This window comes from Agromyces sp. Y782 (genome assembly GCF_059445405.1).
Genome location: NZ_JCAIUG010000001.1, coordinates 857000 through 868943 on the forward strand (window position 1 = coordinate 857000; position 11944 = coordinate 868943).

The 11944-nt window shown below is 69.1% G+C and carries 11 protein-coding genes and 1 pseudogene; 6 read left to right on the plus strand and 6 right to left on the minus strand.

Annotated features, from left to right (window positions below; all coding sequences use genetic code 11):
* Positions 1-3: 3 nt before the first annotated feature.
* The 5 genes from AC1C2S_RS03970 to AC1C2S_RS03990 all read right to left on the minus strand — a co-directional run bounded on the left by AC1C2S_RS03970 (position 4) and on the right by AC1C2S_RS03990 (position 5567).
* A complete protein-coding gene (locus AC1C2S_RS03970) occupies positions 4-1173 on the minus strand; it encodes an anhydro-N-acetylmuramic acid kinase (protein WP_495351242.1) in 1170 nt (389 codons plus the stop codon).
* Positions 1173-2084: an N-acetylmuramic acid 6-phosphate etherase gene (gene murQ / locus AC1C2S_RS03975; RefSeq protein WP_495351243.1), complete on the minus strand. Its 912-nt coding sequence runs from the start codon at positions 2082-2084 to the stop codon at positions 1173-1175. The genes AC1C2S_RS03970 and murQ overlap by 1 nt, the downstream gene beginning before the upstream one ends.
* Positions 2081-2968 (minus strand): ABC transporter permease, encoded by an 888-nt coding sequence (locus AC1C2S_RS03980; RefSeq protein ID WP_495351244.1) that lies wholly within the window; start codon positions 2966-2968, stop codon positions 2081-2083. The genes murQ and AC1C2S_RS03980 overlap by 4 nt, the downstream gene beginning before the upstream one ends.
* Entirely contained in the window at positions 2965-3936 is a 972-nt protein-coding gene (locus AC1C2S_RS03985; protein WP_495351245.1) for an ABC transporter permease, read from the minus strand. The genes AC1C2S_RS03980 and AC1C2S_RS03985 overlap by 4 nt, the downstream gene beginning before the upstream one ends.
* Before the next feature lie 80 nt (positions 3937-4016).
* A complete protein-coding gene (locus AC1C2S_RS03990; RefSeq protein ID WP_495351246.1) occupies positions 4017-5567 on the minus strand; it encodes an ABC transporter substrate-binding protein in 1551 nt (516 codons plus the stop codon).
* 188 nt (positions 5568-5755) lie between these two features.
* Here AC1C2S_RS03990 and AC1C2S_RS03995 point away from each other — a divergent pair, with 188 nt between their 5' ends.
* A complete protein-coding gene (locus AC1C2S_RS03995) occupies positions 5756-6658 on the plus strand; it encodes a MurR/RpiR family transcriptional regulator (protein ID WP_495351247.1) in 903 nt (300 codons plus the stop codon).
* 34 nt (positions 6659-6692) lie between these two features.
* On the plus strand, positions 6693-9542 hold the full coding sequence (locus AC1C2S_RS04000) for an FAD-binding and (Fe-S)-binding domain-containing protein (RefSeq protein WP_495351248.1): 2850 nt from the start codon (positions 6693-6695) through the stop codon (positions 9540-9542).
* 40 nt (positions 9543-9582) lie between these two features.
* Here AC1C2S_RS04000 and AC1C2S_RS04005 read toward each other — a convergent pair whose 3' ends face one another.
* Positions 9583-9744, minus strand: coding sequence for a hypothetical protein (locus AC1C2S_RS04005; protein WP_495351249.1), 162 nt, complete (start codon positions 9742-9744; stop codon positions 9583-9585).
* Between the two features lie 14 nt (positions 9745-9758).
* On the opposite strand from AC1C2S_RS04005, the pseudogene AC1C2S_RS04010 reads away from it, so the two are divergent.
* The 4 genes and pseudogenes from AC1C2S_RS04010 to AC1C2S_RS04025 form a co-directional block, all read left to right on the plus strand.
* Positions 9759-9875 (plus strand): annotated as a pseudogene (locus AC1C2S_RS04010) (haloalkane dehalogenase); the annotation flags it as partial.
* 69 nt (positions 9876-9944) lie between these two features.
* Entirely contained in the window at positions 9945-10205 is a 261-nt protein-coding gene (locus AC1C2S_RS04015; RefSeq protein ID WP_495351250.1) for a hypothetical protein, read from the plus strand.
* 50 nt (positions 10206-10255) lie between these two features.
* A complete protein-coding gene (locus AC1C2S_RS04020) occupies positions 10256-11560 on the plus strand; it encodes a LysM peptidoglycan-binding domain-containing protein (protein ID WP_495351251.1) in 1305 nt (434 codons plus the stop codon).
* 69 nt (positions 11561-11629) lie between these two features.
* Positions 11630-11926: a WXG100 family type VII secretion target gene (locus AC1C2S_RS04025; RefSeq protein WP_495351252.1), complete on the plus strand. Its 297-nt coding sequence runs from the start codon at positions 11630-11632 to the stop codon at positions 11924-11926.
* Positions 11927-11944: the final 18 nt, after the last annotated feature.

The window sequence follows — 11944 nt, forward strand, 5'->3', positions numbered from 1 at the left end:
GGCTCAGGCCCCTGCCTCGAGCACGAGCGAGCGCAGACCGCCGGCGAGCGGCTGCGGCAGCACGAGCGGGCCATCGCCAGGCGTGATCGTGCCGAGAATGCGCGGTGCGCGCGCACCGGTGCCGCCCGGCACGGTCGCCGCGACGCCGTGCAGCGTGCACCAGCCGATGAGCGCGAAGGCGATCGCCTCTTTGCTGTCGGCCGGGGCGCCGAGTTCATCGGCGAGCACGACCTCGACCTCGGGAAGCGCATCGCGGAGCCCGCCGAGAATCAGGGGATTGCGACATCCGCCGCCCGAGACGGCGAGGAAGCCGATGCCGGCCGACTGCACGTCGCGGGCGACCGTGCGCACGGTCAGCTCGGTGAGGGTTCGGATGAGGTCGGCGACCTCGAGCGAGCGGCCGAGGCGAGTCTCCGCGGCGCGCACGTAGGCGAGGTGGAAGTGCTCCTTGCCCGTGCTCTTCGGCGCGGCGAGCGCGTAGTACGGGTCGTCGAGGAGCAGCGCGAGCAGCTCCTCGTCGACGGAGCCGCTCGCCGCGATGCGCCCGTCTTCGTCGTAGCCGAGCGTGTTGAGCGCACCGTCGACGACGACCGCATCGACGAGCGCGTTCGCGGGGCCGATGTCGTAGGCGACGAGGGAGTCGCCGCCGACGACGGTCATATTCGAGATGCCGCCGAGGTTGAGCGCGGCCGAGACGCCCGCGCGATCGCGCAGCAGCAGCTCGTCGAGGAATGACACGAGCGGTGCGCCGTGACCGCCGGCGACGATGTCCCTGATGCGCACGTCGGAGACGACCGGCACGCCGAGGAGCTCGGCGATCCATGCGGGCTGACCGATCTGCAGGGTGCCGAGTGCGTGGGCGCCGTCGACCCAGTGGTACACGGTCTGGCCGTGCGAGGTGACGGCGTCGACGCCGCCCACCGCGTCGCGAGCGACGAGTGCGGCGTCGGCGAACGCCTGACCGATGAGGGTGTCGAGCTCGCAGATCTCGGCGAGCGTCGTCGGGGCCGGCGGCAATGCCGCGATGAGCCGCGCGCGCAGTTCGGGCGCATACGGGGTGCTCGCCTCGTGCAGCACTCGCCCTGAGAGGGCCCCGTCGAGTTCGGTGAACTCGACGACGGCGACGTCGATGCCGTCGTGCGAAGTGCCCGAGATCATGCCGAGAACACGCATCATGCTCCTTCCAGAGCTGGTCGGAGCCTGCCGCCGGCCGCAGCCAGGCGCGCCACCGCATCGATCTGCGACAACCCGAGGGCGAGGATGAGCACCGAGGTCTTCACGTCGTAGCCGGTCTCGACCAGGGTCGCCTCCGCGCGCTCACGCGGCACCTCGGCGATCTCGGCCACCATGCGCACCGCACGGTCGCGGAGTTTGTGGTTCGTGGGCTTCAGGTCGACCATGAGGCTGCCGTAGGTCTTGCCCTGCCGCACCATCACGATCGTCGAGAACATGTTGAGCACGAGCTTCTGCGCCGTGCCCGCCTTCAGCCGCGTCGAACCGGTCAACACCTCGGGGCCGACGGCCACCTCGATCGGGAACTCGGCGGCCGCACTCAGCGCCGTGTCGACGTTGCACGACAGCCCGACGGTGAGGGCGCCGAGCGCACGCGCTCGCTCGATGGCCGCGATGACGTACGGGGTGCGACCGCTCGACGCGATGCCGACGACCGTGTCGAGCGGCCCGATGCGCGCCTCATCGATCGCCGCGGCTCCTGCCGCCGCATCGTCTTCGGCGCCCTCGGTCGGCGTCACGATCGCCGACGCCCCGCCTGCCATGATCGCGAAGACGAGCTCGGGCGGCGTGCTGAACGTGGGCGGGCATTCCGAGGCGTCGACCACGGCGATGCGGCCCGGAGTGCCGGCGCCGACGTAGACGAGACGCCCGCCACGCGACATCCGCTCGCTCGCGGCCTCGATCGCCGGAACGATCTGCGGCAGCGCACGGCCCACCGCGCCCGGAACCGTCGCGTCGGCCTCGTTCATGGCGGCCGCGATCTCCGCGACGGTCATGCGGTCGAGCTCCGCGTAGCGCGGGTTGCTCGCCTCGGTGGCGAGGGTCGCCAGGTCATCGCCCTGCATACTCATTTCTTTCCTCTGTTTCTGGGGTCGAGAGCGTCGCGCAGTCCGTCACCGAGCAGGTTCAGGCCGACGACGAGAAGAACGACGACGACACCGGGGGCGAACATCGTCCACGGCGCGATGCCGATGAGGGTTCGCGCCTCGAAGATCATCGAGCCGAGCGACGGGGCCGGCGGCGGCGTGCCGAGGCCGAGGAAGCTGAGCGACGCCTCGGTCAGCACCGCCCATGAGAGCGAGAGCGTGACCTGCACGATGATGATCGAGGTGATGTTCGGCAGCACGTGGCGCAACATCACCATCGCGCGGCTCTGGCCGGTGCTCGTGGCCGCCTTGACGTACTCGATCTCGCGGAGCGACAGCACGGGGCCGCGCGTCACGCGGATGAAGATCGGCACGTACACGATCGCGATGGCCACGGCGATCGTGAACCAGTTGCGGTCGAAGACCGAGGCGAGCGAGAGCGCGAGCAGCAGCGGCGGGAAGGCGAACAGCACGTTCGTGAACCCCGAGATGACGCCGTCGGAGACGCCGCGGTAGAACCCGGCGACGACGCCGCAGAGGGTTCCGACGATGGTCGCGAAGGCCACGGCGACGAGCGAGATGAGCGCCGAGTTCGCGACGCCCGCTGCGACCCGGGAGAAGACGTCGCGGCCGAACTGGTCGGTGCCGAACCAGTGCGCGGATGACGGCGGCTGCAGGCGAGACGGCGGATCCTGCGCGATCGGGTCGTACGGCAGCAGCCCGAATGCCGAGAGCAGGCTGAGCACGCCGAGGATGATGACGAGGATGAGGCCGATGAGGCCGCTCCTGCTGCGGAGCAGGAGCCGAACCCGTTCCATGGTGCGCCCGCCGCCGGGGGCGAGGGTCGCGGTCTGCGTGATGTCGGTCATGCTGCACGCACCCTGGGGTCGATCATGCGGTAGAGCAGGTCGGTCGCGAGGTTCACGAGCACGAAGGCGAGTGCGATGACGAGCACCGTGCTCTGCACGAGCGCGTACTCCTTCTGCTGAATGCCGAGCAGCACCTGCCGGCCGATGCCCGGCAGCGAGAAGATCTGCTCGACGACGACCGCGCCGCCGAGCAGGTAGCCGAACTGCAGGCCCGTCATCGTGACGATCGGCACGAGCGCGTTGCCGAGCACGTGCTTGACCTGCAGCCGGCGCAGCGGAACGCCCTTCGCCTTCGCGGTGCGGATGAAGTCGTTCGAGCGGATCTCGAGCACCGCGGTGCGCGTCGTGCGCATGATCGGCGCTGCGATGCCGAATCCGAGCACGATCGAGGGCAGCAGCATCTGCTGCAGGTTCAGCCACGGATTGTCGAAGAAGTAGGCGAAGCCCTGGCCGTTCGGATTGAACCCGAACGTCGAGGCGAGCCACGCGAGCAGGGTCGTCGCGAGCAGGAACGCGGGGATCGACAGACCTGCGAGGCCCACGACCTGCCCGAACGCATCACGCGGCGAGTCGGGCTTCGATGCCGAGAGCATGCCGAGCGGGATGCCGAGCACGAGTGCGAGCACGATCGAGAAGATCGCGAGCTCGATGGTGACGGGCAGCGACTGGGCCGTCAGCTCGAGCACGCTCTGCTGCGCGCGGGCCGAGAAGCCGAGGTTGCCGGTGAAGATGTTGCCGAGCCAGCTGAAGAACTGCACGAAGAGCGGCTGGTCGAGCCCGTAGTACGCCTCGAGCGCCTGCTGCTGGGCCGGGGTGAGGGCCGCGGCCTCGGTGCCGAGGCCGGCCGTGATCTGGTTGCCGGGGATCGCCCGCAACATGATGAAGACGAACACGGCGACACCGAGCAGCGTCGCCAGCGCGGCGAGGATGCGCCGGAGCACCGGGTTCCTGATGAGTCGTCGAAGCATGGTCTTCCGGGGTTGAGCGAGGGTGAGCCGAGTTGAACCGAACGGCGCGGCGCATGTGTGGTTGCCGCGCCGTTCGGGGCTTAGTTGACCGTCGTGGTTCGGAGGTACTGCAGCGAACCGTTGGCCATGGGCGTGAAGCCCGCCACCTCGGATGCCGCGGCGGTGTAGGTGTAGCTCGTGAAGAGCCAGATCCACGCCGCGTTGTCTTCGAGGTTCTCCGAGACCTGCGCGTAGATGTCCTTGCGCTCACCGGCGTCGGAGCTCTGCTTGCCCTCGGCGAAGAGTGCGTCGAGTTCGGGCGAGCTGTAGCCGGCGACCTGGTTCAGGTTGCCCGTGCTGGTGAAGTACCGGCCGTACATGCCGTCGGGGTCGGGGCGTCCGCCGTTGAGGGCGACGGCTGCGTCGAAGTCGGCGGCGACCCAGCGGTCGACGAAGGCGCCCGACTCGAGTACTTCGAGGTCGAGTGTGATGTTCGCCTCTGCGAGCTGGGACTTGAGGTTCTGCGCCTCGTTGACGCTCGTCGCGTACTCGCCCTGCGAGACGATCGTCTTGATCGTCACGCCGTCGGACTTGCCGGCCTTGTCGAGGTAGTCGGCGGCCTTGTCGAGGTCGCGCTCAGGGCAGGGGCGAGCATCGGGGTCGGAGCGGTAGGCCGGCGACGTGATCGGACCGGTCACCTCGCCCTCGCCGAGTGCTGCGGTGTCGAGCACTTCCTGGCGGTCGACGGCGCACTGGATGGCCAGACGCACGTTCACGTCGGCGAGGTCACCGCGACGGGTGTTCAGCTGCAGCGCGTGGTAGCTCAGCTGCGGCGTCTTCTCGACGGTGACGGTGCCGCTTTCAGCGGTCTGGGCGACGAGCGGGTCGTCGAAGATCGCGAGCTGCACGTTGCCGGACTGCATGGCCGAGACGATCGAGGACTCGTCGGGGATGACTCGGAACTCGACGGTGTCGAGCTCGACGGCATCGCCCCAGTACGCGTCGTTCTTGGCGAGGGTCAGCGACTGGCTGGGCTTGCGGTCGTCGAGCACGAACGGCCCGGTGCCGTTCGGTGTGGTGTTGAGGTCGGCCTCGGTGTCGTCGGAGGAGAGCATCGCCATGTTGACGACGGCGAGGTTCGCCGGCAGGCCGGAGTCGGGCGCGGTCAGGCTGAGCACGACGTTGTTCTCGTCGGGTGCCTCGACGGCGGCGACCGACGCGAGCGAGCTGCGCGAGACGGCAGCCGTTGCCTCGTCTTGGATGGCTTCGAGCGAGGACTTCACGTCTTCGGAGCCGAAGGTCGAACCGTCGGCGAACGTGACACCCTCACGCAAGTGGAAGGTCACGGTCAGGCCGTCTTCCGAGACCTCCCACGACTCGGCGAGACCCGGCACGACCTCGAGGTCGGCGTCGAACTCGGTGAGCGTGCCGTAGAGGTTCTGCAGCACGTTGACGGCCTGGAACTGGGTGGCCTTCCAGGGGAAGAGCGTGTCGGGGTCGCTCGTGACGCCGATGACGAGCGAGCCGCCTGCGGCCCCGGCGTCGGACGGGGCGGGCTCGGGCGACGAACAGCCGGTGATCGTCAAGGCGACGGCTGCGGCCAGGCCGACCGCCGCGAGGGCGCCGCGCGTGGCGCGGTTGCCTTCGTTCATGGGGGAACTCCTCAGGGCTAGTGCTGCCTCGTCCGGGCGTACATCGCTGTGGTGCGCCGGCTCGAAGAGCATCGATGATCTCAGTAGGTCACGAAAGTACATCACATCGACTACCCGTGTAACAAACTTTCTCCTAGTGTGGTCTGCACGGCCCGTGACGGGCAGAGCGTTGTCGACGAGGAGAACCCATGCCTGCACAGGAGGCCCGCACCGCGGAGCCCGGTCAACGCGCTGTGCTCGTGCGCATCCGGGCGATCCTCCCCGAGCTGCGCCCGAGCGAACAGCGCATCGCGTCGCTGTTCGTCACCGAACCGAGCGTGATCGCCGCGCTCTCGATCGCCGAACTCGCCGCGCGCTGCGACACCTCGACCACGTCGGTCGTGCGCTTCAGCAAGCGCATGGGCTATGAACACCTCAAAGACCTGCGCATGGACGTGCTGCGCGACATCGCCCGCGAGACGTTCGAGACGGCCGCCCTGCCCGAGGTCTCCGGCGACATCGACCGCGACGACAGCCTCGACGACATCGTGGCGAAGGTGTCGATGGCCGAGACGCTCTCGATCGCCGACACGGCGAAAGTGCTCGACATCGCCGCCCTCCAGTCGGCCGTCGACACGGTCGGCGCCGCGCACCGCGTCGACATCTTCGGCGTCGGAGCGAGTTCCTTCGTCGGGCTCGACCTGCAGCAGAAGCTCACCCGCATCGGTCGAACCGCCCTCAACTGGTCCGACCCGCACGCCGCGTGGACTTCGGCGGCGACGCTGCGCGCCGGGGCCGTCGCCATCGCCGTCTCGCACAGCGGGAGCACCGTGGACACCATCGAGTTCCTCGCGATCGCGCGAGCAGCGGGGGCGACGACGATCGCGCTCACCAATCACGGCAGTTCCCCCCTCGCCGAGCACGCCGACATCGTGTTGACCACGGCCGCGCGTGAGACCGGCTTCCGCTCAGGCGCACTCGGCAGCCGCATCGCGCAGCTCATGGTCGTCGACTGCGTCTTCATCGGCGTTGCGCAGGCCAGCTACGACGAGTCGATGGATGCGATCCGCAACACCTATGCCGCCGTCCACCATCTCCGCGCGCGCGCCTGACCACCCGACCAGCCACCACAGGAAGCTCCACTGCATGACCCCGCACGCCACCGCCCAGCGCTCCGCCGTCGGCCCAGGCGACGAACGACTCGCCGCCGATCTCGGCCGACTCCTCGGCACGACCGGGCCGGATGTCTCGGTCGCCGAGTTCGACCGCATCGTCGCGGGCGTCGACGCATCCCACGTGCTGCTGACCCCCGCCGCAGTGGTCACGGCTCGAAGCGTCGACCAGGTCGCCGCCGTGTTCGGGTTCGCGGCCGACGCGGGCCTCGGCGTCACCGTGCGATCGGGCGGCACGAGCCTGTCGGGGCAGGCGGCGAGCGAGGGAATCCTGCTCGACACCCGCACCGCCTTCCGACGCATCCAGCCCGAAGCCGACGGCGAGCGGGTGCGCGTGCAACCGGGCGCGACCGTGCGCCAGGTGAACGCCCGGCTCCTCCGGCACGGGCGCAAGCTCGGCCCCGACCCGGCCAGCGAGATCGCCGCGACCATCGGCGGCGTGATCGCCAACAACTCCAGCGGCATGGTGTGCGGCACGCACCACAACAGTTACCGCACGCTCGCGTCGCTGACGTTCGTGCTCCCGAGCGGCACCGTCGTCGACACTTCCATGCCCGATGCCGACAGACGACTCGCCGAAGCCGAGCCCGAGCTGCACGCCGGCCTCGCCCGGCTCCGCGATCTGGTGCGCGGCCGAGCCGAGCTGCGCGCCGAGATCGAGCGGCAATACCGCGGCAAGAACACGATGGGCTACGGGCTCAACTCCTTCCTCGACTTCACCGAACCGGTCGAGATCCTCGCCCACCTCATGATCGGTAGCGAAGGCACCCTCGGCTTCGTCGCCGAGGCCGTGTTCGACACTGTGCCGATCGCCTCGAGTGTCGCCACGGCCCTCCTCGTCTTCCCGACCCTCGAGGCCGCCACCGGCATCCTGCCCGTGCTCGTCGAGACCGGCGCGGCGACCCTCGAGCTCATGGATGCGGCGTCGCTCCGAGTCATCCAGGCCGACCCCGCGGCATCCGGCATCATCGACGATCTCGCGATCGACGGCCATGCCGCCCTCCTCGTCGAGTACCACGGCAGCGATGACGCCGAGCTCGCCGCGCAGCTCGACCGGGCAGGCGCGGCGCTCACCGCCGCGGGCGCACCCGACCTCGACGTGACGCGGGATGCGAAAGAGCGCGCCCGACTCTGGCACTTCCGCAAGGGCCTCTACGCCGCGATCGCGGGGGCGAGGCGTCCCGGCACGACTGCACTGCTCGAAGACATCGCGGTGCCGGTCGAACAGCTCGCGGCGACCTGCGCCGCGCTGCAAGAGCTGTTCCAGCAGCACGGATACGCCGACGCCGTGATCTTCGGGCACGCGAAAGACGGCAACATCCACTTCCTCCTCACCGAGGACTTCACCGAAGCGGGCGCGGTCGAGCGACAGGAGCGCTTCACCGAAGAGCTCGTCGACCTCGTGCTCGGCGCGGGCGGAACACTGAAGGCCGAGCACGGCACGGGCCGCATCATGGCGCCCTTCGTCGAGCGGCAGTTCGGCGCCGAGCTCTACGCCGTCATGCGCGAGGTCAAGGCGCTCTGCGACCCCGACGGCATCTTGAACCCCGGCGTGCTGCTCGCCGACTCGCCGACCGCGCACCTCGAGCACCTGAAGCTCACACCCGAGGTCGAGGCCGAGGTCGACCGCTGCGTCGAATGCGGCTACTGCGAGCCGGTCTGCCCGAGCAAAGACGTCACGATCACGCCGCGCCAGCGCATCGCGGTGCGCCGGGCGCGGGCTGCGGCGAGGGAGGCGGGCGACACCGCGCTCGACGCACGCCTCGCGGCGGCGGAGGAGTACTCCTCGGTCGAGACGTGCGCCGCCGACGGCATGTGCCAGACGGCGTGCCCGGTGCTCATCAACACGGGCGATCTCGTGCGGCGCCTGCGCGAGCAGGATGCGAACGCGCCGACCCGCACGATCGCCGCCGGGCTCGCCGACGGCTGGGGCGTCGTGAGTCGGGGCGCGTCGCTCGCCCTCACCGCAGCGAAGGCGGTTCCGTCCGTCGCGACCGCGGCGAGCGCCGCAGGGCGAAAGGTGCTCGGCACCGACCTTGTGCCCCAGTGGAGCCCCGATCTGCCGCGCGGCGGAGCGAAGCGGGCGCATGCCTCCTCCCCCACCGGCGAGGTCGTCTTCTTCTCCGCGTGCGTCGGTTCGATGTTCGGCCCCGCCGAGGGCGGCATCGGCGCGGCATCCGCGTTCCGAGCGCTCTGCGAGCGGGCAGGCGTCGAGCTCATCACACCCGCCGGCATCGACGGCCTCTGCTGCGGCACGCCCTGGAAGTCGAAGGGCCTCGCCGCCGGCTACCGCACGGCCATCGAGAAGACCGTGCGTGCGCTGCTCGCCGCCTCCGACGGCGGCCTCCTGCCGATCGTCTGCGACAACTCCTCATGCACCGAGGGGCTCGTGCACGCCCTCGAGAACGTCGGCGAGCTGGATGGCGCAGCGGTGTCGCTGCGCATCGTCGACGCGGTCGACTTCGCCGCCGAGCGCCTCCTCCCGGCGCTCGACGTCAGCACGCAGCTCGACTCGCTCGCGCTGCATCCGACGTGCTCGAGCACCCGGCTCGGTTCGAACGACCACCTCCGCGGGCTCGCGAACGCCGTGGCCGTCGACGCGGTGGTACCGGAAGCCTGGGGCTGCTGCGCATTCGCCGGCGACCGGGGCATGCTCCACCCCGAGCTCACGGCATCGGCCACTGCGGCGGAGGCGGCGGAGCTCGCCGAGCGAGACTTCGATGCGCACGCCTCGTGCAACCGCACGTGCGAGATCGGCATGACGCGCGCGACGGGCGAGCCGTACGTGCACATCCTGGAGCTGCTCGAGCGCTCGACCCGCTGAGGCCGGGGCCCAGACCGGGGCCGGGGCCGGTCGAGCGCCGTCAGTGCGGCTCGGAAGCCGTGGCCAACACCTCGAGGCTCTCGAAGAGTCGCTCGCGTTGCGCTTCGTTCAGTGGTGAAAGCAATTCCGCCTGGGCCTCGTCGATTGCCGCATCGAGCTGATCGAGGGTGCGCCTGCCGGCGCGCGTGATGGCGATCACCATGCGGCGTCGAACGAGCCGTGCTCGTCGGCCACGACCGGGGCGGTGCACTCGGGTTCGACTGGGCCACGCGGCATCCGGAGCGGGTACTCGGCATCGCCGTCTTCGAAAGCATCGTGAAACCCATGGAGTGGAGCGATCTCTCAGCGCAGGCGCAAGCTCGCTCCGCGTCGGTGCGCACGCCAGGCGTCGGCGAGGAACGTATGCTCACCACCGACGCGTTCATCCGCCAGGCGTTCACCGGCGGCGTGCTGACCCCGGTCGACGGCTCTGATCTCGAGACCGACGATCGGTGGCTCGCAACAAGCACCTCCGATCCGAAGCTGCTGCTGACCTTCTCGGGCTCGCCGGCCACCGCGCACAAGAGGACCGCCCGGATGCGATCGCCGCCGCGATCGGCCGCTGGGCAGACCGGCACGGGCTGCGCTGAACGAGTTCGAGATCAACACATTGCTGCCAGCTGAGAAAATCAGCAGGTAAGAACTCATCGCCGAATGCACGTTACTGTTTTCGTATGAGCAATCTGCGAGCTTCTTGGATCATCGACACTGTGAGAGCTCGCGCCATGGTGATGATGGTCGGCGTCGTCGTCGCCGCCGTGGGGATCATCGGCGGGTCGTCGGCGGCGGCGTCGGAAGAGGACGTGCCGTTCTACATCGTTCAGCAGAGCGTCGGCGGGGAGCCGGAGTTCCTGTTCGCGATCGCACAGCGTTTTCTCGGCGACGGCAACCGCTTCGACGAGATCTTCGAACTGAACGAAGGCCGGACGCAGCCGGACGGAGGCGCCTTGACGGTGCCGACGAGCGTGAGTCCGGGCTGGGTTCTCCAGCTGCCTGCAGACGCGCAGGGCGAAGGCGTGCAGTTCGGCCCGCTCCCGGGCGCCGATTCGCCGGTCACGACGGCGACTGCCGAGCCTCCGGCCACTGCCACGGAGCCTCGCTCCGAGGAGCACGCAGACGAAGCGTCCGCAGATGGCGCACCCGCCCCGCTCCTCATCGTCGCGCTGGTCATCATCGCCCTGCTGGCAGCCGCGGGGGTGTTCCTCTGGCTCCGTCGTCGCGGTCGACGTACGGCCCCGAGTGGCGAGCGGCTCCTCGGAACTGCTGACCGCTCGGCTTCCTGGACCATCGACAGCGCACTCAAGATCGTCGTATCGACCTGCGCTGACGAGCAGATCGCCTTCCCCGGTCTTTACCTGATCACCGTGGATGCCACTTCGATCCATCTCCAACTCTCGAGCCCGTCGACGAAGGTGCCCACCGGCTGGACGGCCTCACCGGACGGCCGCAGCTGGACCGCGTCGCTCGCGTACCTGCAGACGCAGCAGGTGCCTGTCGCGACGAACGAGCAGTTCTCCGCGATCGCGACTCTCGGGACGACGGATCAAGGTCGCCTCTTGCTTGATTTCCACCAGGCGAAGGGCGTGGTGAGCGTCGAGGGCGCGGCCTCCGCCGTGACCGATGTCGTCGACGGCTGGCTCACCGAACTCACCAACAGTCCGTGGTCGGGCACACCGGAGGTCGTGCGCCTGAGCACCCGCGGTAGCGCGCAGCAGCTTTCGCTCGACGAGTTCCTCGCCACGGCCGGTCGAGTCGAGACCGGGATCGTCATCCTGGAAGATTCGCCGAACCGTGCGCAAAGCGAGGCGCTACGTGCCCTGGCATCGTCACCGGGCTCCGGCTGGATCGTCATCGCAGAAGGAGCCTTCCCTGGCGCCTCGTGGACGTTCACCGTACGTGACGGGCAGCTATCGAGCAATTTCCTGCCTCCCATTCGCTACAGCGTTTCCTCGGTCGTCCGCGACCCCAGCTCCGTTTGACGCAGATTCCGAGATGTCCGAGCATCCGCTCGGTGCAATCCAGTACGACCGAGAAGAAAAGAGGGAAATATGGCCAACTTGAACGTCACCTATGGCGACATGCAGGATGCGGGGAGCCGCCTCGCCAATGGTCAGCAAGAGATCAACGCTCAGCTGGGCCGGCTGAAGTCGCTCGTCGACAGCCTCGTGTCGGGCGGATACGTGACCGACCAGTCGTCAGTTGCGTTCGCGAGCTCCTACCAGGAGTTCAACGACGGCGCGACGAAGACCATCGCGGGACTCGAAGGCATGAGCAGCTACCTCAAGAAGGCCGCTGAGGCGCTGCAGCAGACGGACTCCGACCTGGCCAGCGCACTCCGCAAGTAGCCGAGGAGTACAGCACAG